Consider the following 16,125-nt stretch of genomic DNA (forward strand, 5'->3'; position numbering starts at 1 on the left):
GCACGATGATCGTGTCGGAAGAAGAAATGAACCAGTTGGTGGAGAAGGGCGACATGGAACGCCAGCACGTGACCGGCATCGCGCATGACAAGAACGAGGCCAAGGTGATCCTCACCCGCGTGCCCGACAAGCCGGGTGCGGTGGCGCATATCTTCGACCCGCTGGCCAAGGCCGCGATCAATGTCGACATGATCATCCAGAACGTCGGCCGCGACAAGGGCGAGACCGACGTGACCTTCACCGTGCCGCAGGCCGACCTCGCGCGCGCACAGGCGCTGCTCGAGGACCGGCGCGACGACATCGGTTACAACCGCCTGATCACCGACAGCAAGATCGCCAAGATCTCGGTCGTCGGGGTGGGCATGAAGAGCCACGCCGGCGTCGCCGCGACCATGTTCCAGGCCCTCGCCGACCGCGGGATCAACATCCAGGCGATCACCACGTCGGAGATCAAGGTCAGCGTGATGATCGACGAGGACGAGACCGAACTCGCGGTCCGCGTGCTGCACACCGCCTATGGACTCGATGCGGCGGATGAGGCTGCTTGAACCGGCGCGACTCTCTGATTGATGGGTGGGCATCAATTGTCCGCAGCACATGGCGCGCCTTTTCGGTGTTTTCGATACTACTTGTCTTGGCGATCTTGCACCAGCAACAGTCCGGGGCATTTGCGGAGATGGGGCACGCAGCAGTCCTTGCAGACGTCCTAAAGGCTGCCTTTTTGTTGTTTCTCGCATCCTTCATCACAGCGCTGATTTTTCACTATGTGGGGCGGCGCCGTTTACATGGATCCGATGCCAATGGGCGTAAGGACTGACGGAAGCGCCATGAGCCACACATCCAAAATCCTCCTGCTCGGTTCGGGGGAACTGGGGCGCGAATTCGTGATCTCGGCCAAGCGGCTCGGCGCCTATGTGGTCGCCTGCGACAGCTATGACGATGCGCCCGCCATGCAGTTGGCCGATGCGCGCGAGGTCTTCTCCATGCTCGATGGCGACAAGCTGCGGGAGGCCGCCGAAAGGCATCGGCCCGACTATATCGTCCCCGAGATCGAGGCGATCCGCACCTCGGTCCTTGCCGAGCTGGAGGAGGAAGGCTTCACCGTCGTGCCCTCGGCGCGCGCGGCACAGCTGACGATGAACCGCGACGCGATCCGCGACCTCGCGGCGAACGAGCTCGGGCTCGTGACCTCGAAATATCGCTACGCCAAGAACCTCGAGGAGGTGAAGGCCGCGGCGCAGCACACCGGCCTGCCCTGCGTCATCAAGCCGGTCATGTCATCGAGCGGCAAGGGCCAGTCGACCGTGCGCAGAGAAGCGGAGCTTGAGGAGGCGTGGGACTATGCCTGCGCCAACATGCGTGGCGACCGCCAGCGCGTGATCGTCGAGCAATTCGTCGATTTCGACTACGAGATCACGCTGCTGACCGTGCGCCACAAGGGCGGGGTGACATTCTGCCCGCCGATCGGGCATCGGCAGGAACGCGGCGATTACCAGGAAAGCTGGCAGCCGACCCCGATGTCCGATGCCGCCATCGCCAGGGCGCAGGAGATGGCGCGCAAGGTGGTCGACGATCTGGGCGGCTACGGCCTGTTCGGGGTCGAGTTCTTCGTGAAGGGCGAGGAGGTGATCTTCTCCGAACTCAGCCCGCGCCCGCACGATACCGGCATGGTCACGCTGATCAGCCAGAACCTGACCGAATTCGACCTTCACGCCCGCGCCGTGATGGGCCTGCCGGTCCCTGCCGAGCTGCGCGCGCGACCCGCCGCGAGCGCGGTGATCCTGGCGGAACGCGACAGCGCGAGTCTGGCCTACCAAGGATTGGCGGAGGCGATGGCCGAGGGCGCCGATATCCGTATCTTCGCGAAGCCCACCAGCCGGCCCTATCGCCGCATGGGCGTGGCCCTGGCTACCGCGGGCGACACCGACGAGGCGCGCCGCAAGGCCCGCGAGGCGGCGCACAGGGTGCGGATCCTCTACGGCGACTGAGCCAACCGGCTTGCCGTAGCGGCAGGGCCGCCCTAAGCGCCCTGCGCATGAGCACTTTTCCCAAGACCGCCCGCCTGATGCAGCGCGGGGCAGACTTCCTCGGCAGCGAAACCGCGATCCTGTGCGGCGCGATGAGCTGGGTCTCCGAACGCAATCTCGTCTCCGCCATCTCCAACGCCGGCGGCTTCGGCGTGATCGCCTGCGGCGCGATGACGCCCGAACTGCTCGACCGTGAGATCGCGGCGACCAGGGCGCTCACCGACAAGCCCTTCGGCGTCAACCTCATCACCATGCACCCCGATCTGTTCGACCTAATCCAGGTGTGCGAGAAGCATGGCGTCGGCCATGTCGTGCTCGCGGGCGGCATCCCGCCCAAGGGCAGCGTCGAGGCGATCAAGGGCGGCCAGAACCCCGCCAAAGTGATCTGCTTCGCGCCCACGCTGGCGCTGGCCAGGAAGCTGTTGCGCTCGGGTGCCGACGCGCTGGTGATCGAGGGCATGGAGGCCGGCGGTCATATCGGCCCGGTCTCGACCAGCGTGCTGGCGCAGGAAATGCTGCCAGAGCTGGCAGAGGAACACCTGATCTTCGTCGCCGGCGGGATCGGCCGCGGCCAGGCGATCGCCGGCTATCTCGAAATGGGCGCCGCAGGCGTCCAGCTCGGCACGCGCTTCGCCTGCGCCACGGAGAGCATCGCCCATCCCGATTTCAAGAAGGCCTTCTTCCGCGCCTCCGCACGCGACGCGATCGCCAGCGTTCAGGTCGACCCGCGCCTGCCCGTGATCCCGGTCCGCGCGCTGAAAAACAAGGGAACCGAGGAATTTACCCGGAAACAGATCGAGATTGCCGGCGTTCTTGACCGAGAAGAAATCGCAATGGGCGAAGCCCAGTTGCAGATCGAGCATTATTGGGCTGGCGCGCTGCGCCGGGCGGTGATCGACGGTGACGTCGAGAACGGCAGCCTGATGGCCGGCCAGTCGGTCGGGATGCTCAAAGAAGAGGAACCGGTCGCCATGATTATCGAGAAGCTGATGGCGCAGAGCGAAGAGGCGCTAACCCGACGCTGAAATGACAGTACATCGTCTCGACGTCGACGTCGCAATCTACCGGAACCGGGTGCAGGTTACCCACCGTGAGACTCAAACGTTTGCCGACCAGCCGGCAAAATTCGGATTTTCATCCGATACATCGATCGTTTCGGATACCCGCCATCTCGAAGACACCATCGTCAGAGCCACCCGCAAGGTCCTGGCCGAGGGCGCTTTCGAGATCCGTGAGCCCGTGGCCCACATCGTAAGCTGCGAAACGCAGCTTGACGACGAGGAGAAGGCGAGCATCCACGCGGCCCTGATCGGGGCCGGCATACGCAAGGTCGTGTTCGACTTCGATTGAGCTAAGGTTGCCTTGGCGGCACCCAAGGGCGTTTGTACTTGCGTCCTGAGGGCGCTGCGGGAGATTGAGCTCCAATGTCCGAACCGCTTGTCCTCACCCTGTCCTGCGCCGACCGCCCGGGCATCACCGCGCGCGTCGCCTCATTCCTGTTCGAGCGCGGCGGCAACATCCTCGAAGCGCAGCAGTTCAACGATCGCACGAGCGACGCTTTCTTCATGCGGGTCGAATTCGACCCCGGTGCCGCCTCGCGCGCCGCAATCCGTGAGCAATTCGCGGGGGTCGCGAAAGATTATGGCATGGAATGGAAGCTCGCCCTGCGCGACCGGCCCCGGCGCGTGCTGATCATGGTCAGCAAGTTCGACCATTGCCTCGCCGATCTGCTCTATCGCTGGCGCATCGGTGAACTGCCGATGGAGCCGGTCGCCATCGTCTCCAACCATCCGCGCGAGGCGATCGAACATACGCATCTGGGCGACATCCCCTTCCATCACCTGCCGCTCACCCGCGAGACCAAACCCGAGCAGGAGGCGCAGGTCCGCGCCATCGCGGACAACACCGGGGCCGAACTGGTGGTGCTCGCGCGCTACATGCAGATATTGTCGGACGAGCAGGCGGCGCATTTCGCCGGGCGCTGCATCAACATCCATCACAGCTTCCTGCCGGGTTTCAAGGGCGCCAAGCCCTATCACCAGGCCTATGAGCGCGGGGTCAAGATGATCGGCGCGAGTGCGCATTACGTCACCACCGATCTCGACGAAGGGCCGATCATCCACCAGGATGTCGAACCGATCAGCCACGCCGATACGCCCGAGCAACTGGTCCGCAAGGGGCGCGACATCGAGAGCCGCGTCCTCGCTGAGGCGGTCCGCCTCCACCTCGAGGAACGCGTGCTGCTCAACGGCAAGCGCACGGTGGTGTTCCGGAGCTGACATTTGGCGCTTGAAGTTGACCCGGCGTCAACCGCTATCAGGGCGCCATGAATGATTCGCTGACAATCGACGAAGTGGTGCGCCGCACCGGGCTGACGAGCAGGGCACTGCGCTTTTACGAGGGGCGCGGGCTGGTCAGGCCGTTCCGCTCGAGCTCGGGCCGCCGGGTGTTCTCGGCGAGCGATCTCGAACGGCTCCAGCGGATCGTCGCGCTCAAGCAGGCGGGCTTCACCCTCGCCGAGATCGGCAAGGTCCTCGCCAGCGGAGGGGCACCCGATATCGGCGCCATCCTCCGCCGCCAGATCGACGCGGTCGAAGCCGAGCGGAAAACCCTCGAACGCGCCGCCGGATCGCTCCGGCTGGCCGTGTCACGCATCGACGCTGGCGAGCGCCTCGATGCCGCGACGCTTTGCTCGCTGATCGAACATGGAAACAGGATCATGACAGAGAAACAGCAATGGGACGATGTGTCGTCCCGATATCTCGACGGGCAGGCTCAGGCCGATTTCGCGGCGGCGCCCTACCCCGAGGGCTTCGACCAGGCCGAATATTCGGCGCAGTGGCAGGCGCTCGGCGGGAAGATCAAGGCGGCGCTGCCGCTCGATCCCGCGAGCGAGGAGGCGCAGGCGCTGCTGGGTGAATGGCAGAAACTGCTCGAACCCTTCACCCGCATCGCCACCCCGGCGATGATGGAAGGCGTGTCAAAGATGTATTCGGACATGCCGAACTGGGGCGAGGGGGCACCCGATCCGGGCCTCGACCACGAAGTGTGGAATTTCGTCCAGGCCGCCAGCAAGGTGGGCAAGAACACGGGCTAGCGAAGTCCGGGTGCGAGCAGCGCCTTCCACGGCGCTGCTCGCCGATCGTCGCTGGCAAGCGGATCCCAAATCGCGGCCATGCGTGCGTGCGCCTCCCGCTCGGGCACGCCCGCTTGCTTGTCGAGCAGGTAGAAGAAAGCGCTCACCCGCCAGTTCATGATGCAATGGACGTGGACCGGCCCTTCCGCCTCGGCCAGCGCGCGGCCCAGCTGCGCGACATGGTCGCGGGTCGGGGCGTCGAACGGCACCGGTATATGCGTGTAGCCGATCCCCGCCGCCGCCAGCGCCGCCGCTTCATCGGGCAGGGCGTCGGGATGATCGTCGAGTGCCAGATTGATCACATGGCGGACCCCGATCGCGGCGAGCCGCGCGGGATCGCCCGGCTCGAGCCGCCCGGAGGTGGTGATCCCGTCGGGCCGTCGCTGCCAGTTGCGGATGTCCGACGGGTCTTCCATCTTCGCGGGCCTATTTCTCGAGCGCCTTGTCCTCGTTGGCGCGCTTGAGGACGTAGAGCCGGATCGCCTCGATCTGGTCGCGGCTGAACTGGCCCTTCCACGCGACCATGCCGTTGTCCGCCAGCAAGCCGTCATGGACCACCTGCTGCCACAGGTCCTTCTTGCCGAGCGTCGAGGAGTGACGCAGGTCGGGGTTGAGCGCGCCCGCGACCGCCGAGACGCCGTGGCAGACGCTGCAGCTGTTGCTGTAGAGCTTCTCGCCCAGCGCGACCTGCTGCGGCGTCCCCGCCGGGGCGGGGGGATCGAGCACCAGCGCCGGGGTCGGCTTGAGCGGCGGCAGGCTGCCGCTCGCGCCCAGCTTGAACACCAGCAGGCGGCTGACATTGGGCGTGATCCCGCCGCCGAGCTTGCCCGCCGAAACGTCCCACACGCCGCCCCAGCCGACCAGCACGGCGACATATTGCTCGCCGTCGATCGCATAGGTCATCGGCGCGGCGAGTACGCCGGTCTGCGTCGCGAAGGACCACAGCTCCTTGCCCGTGTCGGCGGTATAGGCCTTGAACTGGCCAGTCGAAGTGCCCTGGAACACGAGATTGCCCGCGGTCGCCAGCGTCCCGCCATTGGTCGGGCTCGTCTGCTGAACCTTCCACTTCACCTTGCCCGCAATCGGGTCGAAGGCGACGAGCGCGCCGTTGAGGCCGGCCTTGATCGCATCGCGGGTCGGTTTGTCGGCGGGGAAGTTGCCGCCGCTGACGTCGAGGCCGATCTGGAACCCCGTTGTCCCCGGCTCCCAGTCGGGATCGCCCATGTAGTATTGCGGGGTGTTGTTGGTCGGGATGTAGACGAGGCCCGTGGTCGGGCTGTAACTCATCGGCGACCAGCTATGCGCGCCCACCGCACCGGGCACGCCGACGAAGGGTTTGCCTGTCACCTCGTATTTCGCCTCGGGATTGACCTTGGGCTTGCCGGTGACCGGATCGAGCCCGCTCGCCCAGTTGATCCCATCGACGAAAGGCTTGCCCGAGATGAACTTGCCCGTCGCCGCGTCGAGTACGTAGAAGAACCCGTTCTTGGGCGCATGCATCACAACACGGCGTTGCTTGCCGTCGATGGTCAGGTCGGTGACGGTGATCTGCTGGTTGGAATCGAAATCCCAGCGATCCTCGGGCGTCTCCTGGAAGTGCCAGACGTATTCGCCCGTGTCGGGTTTCACTGCGACGATCGACGCCGTGTAGAGGCTGTCGCCCGCGCCTTCGGTGTTGCGATGCGCGGGGTTCCACGGCTCGGCGTTGGCGGTGCCGAAATAGATCAGGTCTCCCTGCGGATCGTAGGTGATCGAATCCCACACCGTGCCGCCGCCGCCGCGCTTCCACCAATCGCCGCTCCAGGTCTTGGCGGCCTTTTCCATGGCCTCGTTCTCGAAGCCCTTCGAAGGATCGCCCGGCACGGTGTAGAACCGCCACAACTCCTTGCCGCTCTGCGCGTCGAATGCCGCAAGATACCCGCGGGTGAAATACTCCGCCCCCGCCGAGCCGATCACCACCATGCCCTTGACGATGCGCGGCGCGCCGGTGATCGCCATCTGCGACCCCTCGGGGATGGTGAGCTTGTCCCACAGCACCTTGCCGGTCTTCTGGTCGAGCGCGACCAGCCGCCCGTCGAGCGTCGCGACATAGAGCTTGTCACCATAGAGCGCGACGCCGCGGTTGACCGCATCGCAGCACACCTCGACCAGCTTGGACCGCGGCACTTCGGGGTCGTAGGCCCATTTGAGCGCGCCGGTCTTGGCGTCATAGGCCTTCACCATACTCCAGGCAGTCGAGATGTAGAGCACGCCGTCGTGCATCAGCGGGGTGGCTTCCTGCCCGCGCGCGGTGTCGAGATCGGCCGACCAGGCGAGCCCGAGCTCGCCAACATTGGCGACGGTAATCTGCTTCAGCGGGGAAAAGCGCTGTTCGGCGTAATCGCCGCCATAGGTCAGCCATTCGTCGCCATTGCCCGCCGCGAGCATGGCATCGGTCACCCCATCGGTGGCCAGGACGGGACCATCGGCTTCGCCTGCCCCCATGCTGCAACCGCCCAGCGCCAGCAGCGCCAGCGCCGCCCATCCGATCCCCCGCATCGCTTTCTCCCCGGCGACATTTGCGTCGCTCTATGAAACCCATCCTGCCGTGCGCGCGAAGGCTTGTCCATCGCTGGCTGCGTTCTAGGATGGCGGACAGAAGGAGAGACGAGCATGTGCGACGAACAGGATCTCGCCCGCTGGGCAAAGGGCGCCGTGAGCCGACGGGCATTCGGTGCGGGAGCGATCGCCGCAGGGGCCGCTGCCTGCGCGCCGATCGAAGGAACGGCGGGCGAGAGCAGCCCCGCACCCTTGGCCGAGCGCAAAGTCAGCTTCGCCATCGCCGATGGCACCATGGACGGCGAATTCTTCCATCCCGCCACGGGCAAGCACCCCGGCGTGATCCTGTGGCCCGACATCGCCGGCATCCGCCCGGCCAAGCGGCAGATGGCCAGACGGCTCGCCAAGGAAGGCTACGCGGTGCTGCTGGCCAATCCCTATTATCGCGACGTTGCCGGACAGCAGTTCGCCGACTTCGCCGATTTCGCCGGGCAGGGGGGCTTCCAGAAGGTCACCCCGTGGCGCCAGAAATTCACGGTCGACACGATCGTCAGCGACACGGCGGGATGTGTGGAGTGGCTGCTCGCCCAGGATGCGGTCGACGGCACCCGCGGCATGGGCGCGCAGGGCTATTGCATGACGGGCAGCTTCGCCCTCGTCGCCCCGGCAGCGCATGCCTCGATGATGGCCGGGGCCAGCTTCCACGGTGGCGGGCTGGTGCGCGAGGGCGAACAGAGCCCGCACCGCATGATGCGAAAAGGCGCGCATTATCTCATCGCCATCGCGAAGAACGACGACGCCAAGGCGCCCGACGACAAGACCGCGCTGCGCGAGGCGGCAGCAGCCGCCGGCGCCGATGCCGAGATCGAGGTGTATGGCGGCGATCACGGCTGGTGCGTGCCCGACTCGCCCTCCTACGACGAGCCCGAGGCCGAACGTGCCTGGGCGCGGTTGCTGGCGCTCTACGCCAAGGCGCTGTGATGCGGTTGATGCTTGGCTTCGTCGCGCTGGCACTGGCCAGCCCGGCTGTCGCGGAAGAGTTTGCGCCCGATTGCGCCGCGGCAGCGGCCTTTCTCGACGAGGCTGTCGCCGCAGGCCGGACGGTGGGTGCCTCGGCGCTGGTCTGGCATCATGGCGAAGAGGCCTGTTTCGCCAGCGCCGGCGATGCGGTGCGCGAAGAGGACCGCCCCTTTGCGCGCGACACGCTGGTCCAGCTCTTCTCGATGACCAAGCCGGTCACCGGCGTTGCGCTCATGCAATTGTGGGAACAGGGCCGCTTCGGGCTCGATGATCCGCTCGAATGGTATCTGCCCGAATATGCGGCGACCCAGGTACTGACCGGCGAAAGCGAGTCCGGCGAGGCGATCACCGCGCCGCCGCGGCGCAAGATCACCATTCGCGACGTGCTGCGCCACACCGCCGGTTTCGGCTACGGGCCGTGGGGGCCGCCGCAGAATGCGTCCGACCGCGCCTGGCTCGCGCTCGAACCGCTTTCCTCCGACAACACGCTGGCCAAATTCTCCCAGAAGCTGGCGCGGGTCCCGCTGCTCTACCAGCCGGGCACGCAGTGGCATTACAGCGCCGCGGTCGACGTGCAGGCACGGTTGATCGAGGTGCTCTCGGGCGAACCCTTCGTCGACTATGTGCGGGCGCATGTCTTCGAGCCGCTCGGCATGAAGGACAGCGGCTGGAAGCGCTCCGAGGCGGATCTCGACCGGCTCGCGCGGATCTACGTTCAGGGCGAGGACGGCACCTTCGCCCCAATGCCGCGCGACGCATGGCTCGAGCCCAATTTCGCCGGCAAGCCGATGACCATGGGCGGCTCGGGCATCGTCGCGCCGATCGACGATTACATGCGCTTTGCGCGCATGCTGCTGGGCGAGGGCGAACTGGACGGCGTGCGGATCCTGCAGCCCGCGACCGTGCGGCTGATGGCGACCGACCAGCTCGACCCGCGTATCGCGCCCGAAGATCGCTGGTTCCTGCCCGACAAGGGCAACGGCGGTTTCGGCTTCGACTTTTTCGTGCGCAATGGTCCGCCGCTGACGCCCGGGGAAAATCGCGGCACGCGCGGCGAATTTTTCTGGGACGGGCTCGCCTCGACGCTGTTCTGGGTCGATCCCGCACAGGACATGGCCGTGGTATTCTTCACCCAGAAGATCGACTTCGACGGAAGCCTGCACCACGATATTCGTCAGGCTATCTACGCCGCCGATTATACCGGACCCCAATAGAGGCACCGCTTTCGCTTGCGGCCCGCTCCGGCCGCGTTACCATGAAACCTCGATAGGAGGGTTGTCATGCTCGAAGGTTCGCTGGTCCTGATCTTGCTGGTGCTGGTCGCCGTGCTGTTCCTGATGATGGGCGTGCGGGTGGTGAAGCAGGGCTATGTCTACACCATCGAGCGCTTCGGCAAGTTCACCAACGCGGCCGATCCGGGCCTGCACCTGATCGTCCCCTTCATCGATCGGGTGGGGCGCAAGATCAACATGATGGAGCAGGTGCTCGACATCCCCGGGCAGGAAATCATCACCGCCGACAATGCCATGGTCGGGGTCGATGCGGTGGTCTTCTTCCAGGTCCTCGACGCGGGCAAGGCGGCCTATGAGGTGGCCAATCTCTACCAGGCGATCATGGCGCTCACGACCACCAATCTGCGCACGGTCATGGGCAGCATGGATCTCGACGAGACGCTGTCGAAGCGCGACGAGATCAACGCCCGGCTGCTGAGCGTGGTCGACCATGCGACCTCGCCCTGGGGTATCAAGATCACCCGCGTGGAGATCAAGGACATCCGCCCGCCGCTCGACATTTCCGAGGCGATGGCGCGGCAGATGAAGGCCGAGCGCCTCAAGCGCGCCGAAATCCTCGAGGCGGAAGGCGACAAGACCAGCTCGATCCTGCGCGCCGAGGGGCGCAAGCAATCGGCCATCCTCGAGGCCGAAGGCAAGCGCGAAGCCCAGTTCCGCAATGCCGAAGCGCGCGAACGCGCGGCCGAGGCCGAGGCGCGGGCGACCGAGATGGTCTCCAACGCGATCGCCAGCTCGGGCAACCAGGCGATCAACTATTTCGTCGCACAGGAATACACCAAGGCGGTGGCCAAATTCGCCGAGAGCCCCAACGCCAAGACCATCCTCTTCCCGGTCGAGGCGACGCAGCTGATCGGTTCGCTCGGCGGGATCGGCGAGTTGGTGAAGGGCACGTTCGACCAGGGCGAACGCGCCGCCGATGCGGGCGCGCCGATTGCCGAGCCGCGCGAGCGGACGCCGGTCCCCCGACCCAGCGTTCCGCGCTCGCGCGACGGCTAGGGCTGGCGGATGGACGGCGTGGACACCTACTGGATCTGGCTGATCGCCGGCCTCGCGCTGGCGCTGCTCGAAATGCTGGTTCCGGGCGTCTACCTGATCTGGCTGGCCATGGCGGCGCTGGCGACCGCCGTGCTCGCCTTCGTTTCGGCACCATCGCTCGCCATGCAGGTCATCGCCTGGGTCTCGCTTTCGATGATCTTCGCCTACTCGGCCAAGCGCTGGCTACGCGACCGCCCGATCGTCTCCTCCGACCCGCTGCTCAACAATCGCGCCGGGCGGCTGGTGGGGGAGATCGCGCTGGTGACGCAGGCGATCGAAAGCGGCGCGGGCCGCGTCAAGGTCGGCGACAGCGAATGGATTGCCCGCGGCGCCGATGCCGCAGCGGGCACGCGCGTGCGCATCACCGGCAGCCGCGGCGCCGAATTGCTGGTCGAACCGGTGGCGCTGCTCGGCGGCGAGGGCGCCGCCGAGGCCTAGCTCAGGCGCTCACCCGGTCGGCGAAGCGGCCGTGCTTGCGATAGCGCACCATCCACCGGTCGAGAAACAGGTCGAGCGGCTTGGGTGCGATGCCCAGCTTGTCGAAGCCGGGGAATTGGCCCGATGCGACATTGCCCTGCTTCAGGAGCTGCCACTGATCGCCGTTCATCGGCGTGCCGGGCAGCGCGGCGAACAGCGCGGAGAGCGCGTCGGGCATCGGCAGGAAGCTGCGGTGGCGGTGTTGCGCCGCGGCGATCGCTTCGTTGATCTCCATCATCGTCAGCGTTTCGGGGCCGGTGAGTTCGAAAATCTTGCCGCCGAAACTGCCCGGGTCCTCGAGCGCGCGCACCGCCGCTTCGGCCACGTCGTCGACATAGACCGGCTGCAGCTTGGCCTCGGGCGCGAAGACCGGCAGCACGGGTAGGGTCGAAATCAGCCCGGCGAACATGTTGATGAAAGCATCGTCCTTGCCGAACAGGATACCGGGGCGCAGGATGGTCGCCTTGGGGAAAGCAGCGAGGACGCGTTCCTCGCCGAGCTTCTTCGCCGCGGCATATTCGATTTCGGTATCCTCGTCGGGCTCGGCGGCGATCGCGCTGACGTGGACGAAGGCACCGGCGCCTTCGCGCGCGGCGGCTTCGGCCATCCAGCCCGGCGCCTCACCCATGATCCGGCCGAGATTGCCGCTGAACGAGCCGACGAGGTTCACCACCGCATCGGCGCCCGCAATGCAGCGTTCGACCGACTGGCGGTCGGCGGCATCGCAGCGCGCGAACTGCATCTGGCCGAGATTGGCGAGCGGCTTCAGCTTGAAGGCCTGTTCGGGATGGCGGCTGGCGATCCGCACGCGCGCGCCCCGTTCGAGCAGCGCTTGCGCCACGTAATTGCCGATGAAGCCGCTGCCGCCCATCAGCACCACCAGCCTGCCGTTCAACGCGCCGCTTTTCGCCATGGTATTCGCCTGATTCCTCGAAGGTGTCTCTCGCGCTGCGCCCTAGCCCCAACATTCGTCTTCCCGCAAGCGTTCCGGCGCTGACGAAAGGCGTTGACAGGGTGCGCCTGCCTTCGCTACTGGCCCGCGCCTACCCGCAGCCGAGCTTCGATGACCGGCCAGCGACAGTGTGCCCAGATGGCGGAATTGGTAGACGCACCGTCTTCAGGTGGCGGCGCTCGCAAGGGCGTGGAGGTTCGAGTCCTCTTCTGGGCACCAATACTGGCTCTGGATACATCCGGAAGCGTCCAGTAAGCGGCTGGTGTCACAGCATTTCTGGACCGAAGATCGCCGTCTGGCGCCCTCGGATCGATCCTGCACTCGAGAAGAAGCGCGCGCGGATCGCCGCCAAATATGCCGCGGCCAATACCTTTGAAGCGGTTGCGGAAGAGTGGCTCGTCAAATGGATTGAGCCCGGCGCCCAGGCCGTTTCCCTTTCGCGCGCGTCGTGGCCGGTCATCGACGACCGATCGCCCTGTTGCCGCCCTTGTCGGCTGCGAGGGCACCGGGCGCGTCCGCCTGCGCCGGGTCTCGTAACGGCCGCCTGGCGATTGCCTTCGTCGGGCGAAATGCCCCATGGAGGCGGTCATGAAGCGCGGACGGTCGGACACAGCCGAAAGGCAGGTTGCCAAGGGCACGATCCGCGACACGCTGCTCGAGGCCGCCAGTTCGCTGATGCGCGAACTCGACACGGTCGAGATCGGAATCCTCGACATCGCCGCGCGGGCCGAGGTCAACCACGGCATGATCCGCTACTATTTCGGCAGCAAGGAAGGCATGCTTCTCGCGCTGCTCGAGAGGGACGTGGGCGTGCGCATCCGGCAGCTCGAGGCGCTCCTGCGGCTCAAGGCCACGCCGACCGAGAAGATGCGCCTCCACCTCGAAGGCATCCTCGATACCTATTACCAGATTCCCTATCTCAATCGTCTGATCCAGGCGATGGTCCGCGATGCGTCGACCGAGCGCGTTCATCATATCGCCGAAGAACTGCTGAAGCCGATAGCCCAGGCGCAGCACTCGATCATGCAGGACGGCATCGCTTCGGGCGAGTTCCGCAAGGTCGATCCCAAGCTGTTCTACTTCAACACGATCGGTTCGGCCGACGGGCTCTATGCCAACCGCTTCACGCTTTCGGCGGTGTTCGGCGGCATCGCGGAAGCCGGCGATGCGCTGCACGAACGCTACAAGGCGCACACGGTCGAGGCGCTGATGGCCGGCCTGCTTTCCTGATCAAACGCATCATCGATCGCTTGCCGCCCGCGCGCGACGGCCTATCTTGCGCGCCATGCACCTCGACGATCTCCTGCGCCGCTACTTCGCTTCGGACGACCTGACCGCCATCTCGCCCGACGCGCTCGCGGCAGGGATCGAGCACTGCCGGGTCGATCTCGGGCTCGAGAAGGATCCGGGCAAGCGCTTTGCGCTATGGGCGCTGCTCCACCTGTTCGATGCAGCGCCCGATCTCGACGTCGCTTTCAAGACCGAGGCGGAACGCGATGCGGCGCGCAATTTCGGCGACCTGCTGGCGGGGGCGACCGAGAACGACGAGAATTGAACCCGCTAGGCTAGATGGGGAATTCGAGCCTGTAGCCCGGCGTGTAATGCAGCCGCATGGTCGTGACGGGGCGGTCCCCGAGCCAGGTGGTGCGGTCCATGGTGAACAGCGCTGCGCCCTGCTCGGCCCCGAGCAGATCGGCCACCCGTTCCTCGGCCGAGCCAGCCGACAGGGCAACCTCGCCCCGGGTGAAGGGGACCGTGCGCACCAGCCATTCGTTGGCGCTCAACCCGCCGAGATCGGCTTCGGCGAATTGGGGGACGGCGACGAGACTGATCCACCGCGCCTCGAAGGCAAAAGGGCGCTCGTCGGCAAGGTGGAGCGTCTCGAGATAGGCCGCCTTGGCTTCCCCGGTGTCGAGCCGTTCGGCGATTGCTCGCGGCGCGCGAGCGATCCTGCGATCGACAACCTCGCAGCGATAGGCCCGGCCGGTATCCTCGACCTGTTCGCGGAGCAGGGGGATGCGAAGCTGCGCCTGCGGCAGCGGCAGCGGGCGCACGCGCGTGCCGCCCTTGCGCTTGCGCTCGACCATGCCTTCCTCGGCCAGCGCCTGCAGCGCGCGGTTCACCGTGGTGCGCGAGCAGGCATATTTTTCGGCGAACTCAACCTCGCCGGGGATCAGCTCGCCCAGCTGCCATTCGCCCGCGACGATGCGCGCGCGGATCGCCTCGCGGATGCCGCGATGCGTCCGGGCATTCACAGCGCCGCGCCCAGCTCGCGGATTACGCGTGCGAAGCGCGTGCGGATCTTGGCCGCCCGGATATGCTCCCCACCGCTTACGATGTGGCGCCCGGCGGACCAGACATCGCTGACCGCGCGGCCCTCGACCCCGAAGATCCACGCATCGAGCCGCTGGTCGGGCTGTGGCCAGTCGAGGAAGGGCAGATCGTCGCGCAGCGCGACCACATCGGCCAGAATGCCGGCCTCGATCGCCCCGGCATTGCGCCCGATGGCCTGCGCCCCGCCGCGCGCGGCGCGTTCGTAGAGATAGCGTCCGGTCGAGCGCGTCGCATCGTCGCTCAGCACCGCGCGCTGGCGGTGCTTCAGCCGCTGCGAGACCTCGAGCATGCGCAGCTCCTCGGCCACGGCGATGCGGATGTTCGAATCCGATCCGACCCCGAAGCACCCGCCTGCGGCGAGATAGTCGCGCGCGGGAAAGATGCCGTCGCCGAGATTGGCCTCGGTGGTCGGGCACAGGCCCGCGACGGCGCGCGAGGCGGCCAGACCCGCGACCTCGCCTGCATCGCAATGCGTCGCATGGATCAGGCACCAGCGCTCGTCGACGGGCAGAGTGTCGAGCAGCCAACGCACGGGCCGCGCGCCGAGATGCGTCTCGACCTCTTCGACCTCCCTGACCTGTTCGGCGGCGTGAATGTGGATCGGCCCGTCGGGGCATAGCGCGAGGCAGGCATCGAGCCCCGCGCGGTCGACCGCGCGCAGCGAATGCGGAGCGACGCCGAGGCGGAAGTCGGCGGGCAGGCCGCGGGCGGCTTCGACAATGCCCCCATACAGCGTCTCGAATTCCGTTGCGGTGCAGCCGAAGCGCAGCTGACCGCCGTTCAACGCGCGGCCGTCGAGCCCGCCCTGGCTGTAGAGCACGGGCAGGTGCGTCAGGCCGATGCCGCTCGCCGCGCTCGCGGCGAAGATCGCGCGCGAGGTTTCGGCCATGTCCTCGTAGTGCCCGCCGCCGACGCGGTGGTGGAGATAGTGGAACTCGGCCGAGGCGCTGTAGCCGGCTTCGGCCATCTCGACCTGCACCATCGCGGCGATCGCCTCGATATGATCGGGGGTGAGAACGTCGAGGAAGCGGTACATGACCTGTCGCCAGGTCCAGAAATCGTCCGCTCCCGTCGGTCCACGCGCTTCGGCCAGCCCCGCCATCGCGCGCTGGAAGCTGTGCGTATGGACGTTGGCGAGACCGGGCAGGGCGGTGCCCACCGCCGAGGCCGGATCGAAGCCGCGCGGCGACACCTCGGCGATCATACCCATATCGTCGACATGGATCGCGTGGTCGGCGCGCCATCCCATGGGCGTGAGGACCTGCCGTGCCGAGATGATGCCAGCCATTCGCCGTTGCGCCTTTCCCATATTAT

18 protein-coding genes and 1 tRNA gene are annotated in these 16,125 nt (G+C 66.5%); 13 read left to right on the plus strand and 6 right to left on the minus strand.

Going from position 1 to position 16,125, the window contains the following annotated elements:
- The 6 genes from ACN4E0_RS00610 to ACN4E0_RS00635 form a co-directional block, all read left to right on the plus strand.
- Positions 1–548: ACT domain-containing protein (locus ACN4E0_RS00610; protein WP_419564404.1), on the plus strand; the 548-nt coding region annotated here is incomplete at its 5' end.
- Positions 549–827: 279 nt separating this feature from the next.
- Positions 828–1,988 carry a formate-dependent phosphoribosylglycinamide formyltransferase gene (gene purT, locus ACN4E0_RS00615; RefSeq protein ID WP_419564406.1) on the plus strand — a complete coding sequence of 387 codons (1,161 nt, stop codon included), beginning with the start codon at positions 828–830 and terminating at the stop codon, positions 1,986–1,988.
- A 47-nt stretch (positions 1,989–2,035) separates the two neighbouring features.
- Complete coding sequence (locus ACN4E0_RS00620) at positions 2,036–3,052, plus strand: NAD(P)H-dependent flavin oxidoreductase (protein ID WP_419564408.1); 1,017 nt, start codon at positions 2,036–2,038, stop codon at positions 3,050–3,052.
- Position 3,053: 1 nt separating this feature from the next.
- Positions 3,054–3,377: a hypothetical protein gene (locus ACN4E0_RS00625; RefSeq protein WP_419564410.1), complete on the plus strand. Its 324-nt coding sequence runs from the start codon at positions 3,054–3,056 to the stop codon at positions 3,375–3,377.
- 74 nt (positions 3,378–3,451) lie between these two features.
- Positions 3,452–4,306, plus strand: a complete 855-nt coding sequence (gene purU / locus ACN4E0_RS00630; protein WP_419564412.1) for a formyltetrahydrofolate deformylase — start codon at positions 3,452–3,454, stop codon at positions 4,304–4,306.
- Between the two features lie 47 nt (positions 4,307–4,353).
- Positions 4,354–5,124, plus strand: a complete 771-nt coding sequence (locus ACN4E0_RS00635) for a MerR family transcriptional regulator (protein WP_419564414.1) — start codon at positions 4,354–4,356, stop codon at positions 5,122–5,124.
- Here the strand turns inward: ACN4E0_RS00635 and ACN4E0_RS00640 are convergent.
- Positions 5,121–5,579 (minus strand): beta-lactamase hydrolase domain-containing protein, encoded by a 459-nt coding sequence (locus tag ACN4E0_RS00640; protein WP_419564416.1) that lies wholly within the window; start codon positions 5,577–5,579, stop codon positions 5,121–5,123. The genes ACN4E0_RS00635 and ACN4E0_RS00640 overlap by 4 nt on opposite strands.
- A 10-nt stretch (positions 5,580–5,589) precedes the next feature.
- Positions 5,590–7,701 (minus strand): PQQ-dependent dehydrogenase, methanol/ethanol family, encoded by a 2,112-nt coding sequence (locus tag ACN4E0_RS00645; RefSeq protein ID WP_419564418.1) that lies wholly within the window; start codon positions 7,699–7,701, stop codon positions 5,590–5,592.
- A gap of 114 nt (positions 7,702–7,815) precedes the next feature.
- Here ACN4E0_RS00645 and ACN4E0_RS00650 point away from each other — a divergent pair, with 114 nt between their 5' ends.
- From ACN4E0_RS00650 to ACN4E0_RS00665, 4 genes are all read left to right on the plus strand, one after another.
- Entirely contained in the window at positions 7,816–8,682 is an 867-nt protein-coding gene (locus ACN4E0_RS00650; protein WP_419564420.1) for a dienelactone hydrolase family protein, read from the plus strand.
- Positions 8,682–9,935, plus strand: coding sequence for a serine hydrolase domain-containing protein (locus ACN4E0_RS00655; protein WP_419564422.1), 1,254 nt, complete (start codon positions 8,682–8,684; stop codon positions 9,933–9,935). The genes ACN4E0_RS00650 and ACN4E0_RS00655 overlap by 1 nt, the downstream gene beginning before the upstream one ends.
- Before the next feature lie 66 nt (positions 9,936–10,001).
- Positions 10,002–11,009: an SPFH domain-containing protein gene (locus tag ACN4E0_RS00660; protein ID WP_419564423.1), complete on the plus strand. Its 1,008-nt coding sequence runs from the start codon at positions 10,002–10,004 to the stop codon at positions 11,007–11,009.
- Positions 11,010–11,018: 9 nt separating this feature from the next.
- Complete coding sequence (locus ACN4E0_RS00665) at positions 11,019–11,486, plus strand: NfeD family protein (protein WP_419564425.1); 468 nt, start codon at positions 11,019–11,021, stop codon at positions 11,484–11,486.
- Between the two features lies 1 nt (position 11,487).
- On the opposite strand, the gene ACN4E0_RS00670 is transcribed toward ACN4E0_RS00665, so the two are convergent.
- Positions 11,488–12,438: a complex I NDUFA9 subunit family protein gene (locus ACN4E0_RS00670; RefSeq protein WP_419564427.1), complete on the minus strand. Its 951-nt coding sequence runs from the start codon at positions 12,436–12,438 to the stop codon at positions 11,488–11,490.
- A gap of 171 nt (positions 12,439–12,609) precedes the next feature.
- Between ACN4E0_RS00670 and ACN4E0_RS00675 the strand changes: the two genes are divergently transcribed.
- Positions 12,610–12,696: transfer RNA gene (locus ACN4E0_RS00675), tRNA-Leu, on the plus strand.
- A 46-nt stretch (positions 12,697–12,742) separates the two neighbouring features.
- Here the strand turns inward: ACN4E0_RS00675 and ACN4E0_RS00680 are convergent.
- Positions 12,743–12,937, minus strand: coding sequence for a hypothetical protein (locus ACN4E0_RS00680; RefSeq protein ID WP_419564429.1), 195 nt, complete (start codon positions 12,935–12,937; stop codon positions 12,743–12,745).
- Between the two features lie 128 nt (positions 12,938–13,065).
- Here ACN4E0_RS00680 and ACN4E0_RS00685 point away from each other — a divergent pair, with 128 nt between their 5' ends.
- Positions 13,066–13,707 (plus strand): TetR family transcriptional regulator, encoded by a 642-nt coding sequence (locus ACN4E0_RS00685; RefSeq protein WP_419564431.1) that lies wholly within the window; start codon positions 13,066–13,068, stop codon positions 13,705–13,707.
- 55 nt (positions 13,708–13,762) lie between these two features.
- Positions 13,763–14,032 carry a hypothetical protein gene (locus ACN4E0_RS00690; protein ID WP_419564433.1) on the plus strand — a complete coding sequence of 90 codons (270 nt, stop codon included), beginning with the start codon at positions 13,763–13,765 and terminating at the stop codon, positions 14,030–14,032.
- A gap of 10 nt (positions 14,033–14,042) precedes the next feature.
- Here the strand turns inward: ACN4E0_RS00690 and ACN4E0_RS00695 are convergent, their stop codons facing one another.
- Complete coding sequence (locus ACN4E0_RS00695) at positions 14,043–14,732, minus strand: GntR family transcriptional regulator (RefSeq protein ID WP_419564435.1); 690 nt, start codon at positions 14,730–14,732, stop codon at positions 14,043–14,045.
- Positions 14,729–16,099, minus strand: a complete 1,371-nt coding sequence (locus tag ACN4E0_RS00700; RefSeq protein ID WP_419564437.1) for a formimidoylglutamate deiminase — start codon at positions 16,097–16,099, stop codon at positions 14,729–14,731. Before ACN4E0_RS00700 ends, ACN4E0_RS00695 begins: the two co-directional genes overlap by 4 nt.
- Positions 16,100–16,125: the final 26 nt, after the last annotated feature.

The sequence above is a fragment of the Qipengyuania sp. genome, assembly GCF_048550555.1.
Lineage (GTDB): Bacteria > Pseudomonadota > Alphaproteobacteria > Sphingomonadales > Sphingomonadaceae > Qipengyuania.

What these genes read in the sequence shown, in the direction of transcription:
- purT (WP_419564406.1), top strand. Translation starts at nt 828, where the DNA reads ATGAGCCACACATCCAAAATCCTCCTGCTCGGTTCGGGGGAACTGGGG.
- ACN4E0_RS00620 (WP_419564408.1), top strand. Translation starts at nt 2,036, where the DNA reads ATGAGCACTTTTCCCAAGACCGCCCGCCTGATGCAGCGCGGGGCAGAC.
- ACN4E0_RS00625 (WP_419564410.1), top strand. Translation starts at nt 3,054, where the DNA reads ATGACAGTACATCGTCTCGACGTCGACGTCGCAATCTACCGGAACCGG.
- purU (WP_419564412.1), top strand. Translation starts at nt 3,452, where the DNA reads ATGTCCGAACCGCTTGTCCTCACCCTGTCCTGCGCCGACCGCCCGGGC.
- ACN4E0_RS00635 (WP_419564414.1), top strand. Translation starts at nt 4,354, where the DNA reads ATGAATGATTCGCTGACAATCGACGAAGTGGTGCGCCGCACCGGGCTG.
- ACN4E0_RS00640 (WP_419564416.1), bottom strand. Translation starts at nt 5,579, where the DNA reads ATGGAAGACCCGTCGGACATCCGCAACTGGCAGCGACGGCCCGACGGG.
- ACN4E0_RS00645 (WP_419564418.1), bottom strand. Translation starts at nt 7,701, where the DNA reads ATGCGGGGGATCGGATGGGCGGCGCTGGCGCTGCTGGCGCTGGGCGGT.
- ACN4E0_RS00650 (WP_419564420.1), top strand. Translation starts at nt 7,816, where the DNA reads ATGTGCGACGAACAGGATCTCGCCCGCTGGGCAAAGGGCGCCGTGAGC.
- ACN4E0_RS00655 (WP_419564422.1), top strand. Translation starts at nt 8,682, where the DNA reads ATGCGGTTGATGCTTGGCTTCGTCGCGCTGGCACTGGCCAGCCCGGCT.
- ACN4E0_RS00660 (WP_419564423.1), top strand. Translation starts at nt 10,002, where the DNA reads ATGCTCGAAGGTTCGCTGGTCCTGATCTTGCTGGTGCTGGTCGCCGTG.
- ACN4E0_RS00665 (WP_419564425.1), top strand. Translation starts at nt 11,019, where the DNA reads ATGGACGGCGTGGACACCTACTGGATCTGGCTGATCGCCGGCCTCGCG.
- ACN4E0_RS00670 (WP_419564427.1), bottom strand. Translation starts at nt 12,438, where the DNA reads ATGGCGAAAAGCGGCGCGTTGAACGGCAGGCTGGTGGTGCTGATGGGC.
- ACN4E0_RS00680 (WP_419564429.1), bottom strand. Translation starts at nt 12,937, where the DNA reads ATGACCGGCCACGACGCGCGCGAAAGGGAAACGGCCTGGGCGCCGGGC.
- ACN4E0_RS00685 (WP_419564431.1), top strand. Translation starts at nt 13,066, where the DNA reads ATGAAGCGCGGACGGTCGGACACAGCCGAAAGGCAGGTTGCCAAGGGC.
- ACN4E0_RS00690 (WP_419564433.1), top strand. Translation starts at nt 13,763, where the DNA reads ATGCACCTCGACGATCTCCTGCGCCGCTACTTCGCTTCGGACGACCTG.
- ACN4E0_RS00700 (WP_419564437.1), bottom strand. Translation starts at nt 16,099, where the DNA reads ATGGCTGGCATCATCTCGGCACGGCAGGTCCTCACGCCCATGGGATGG.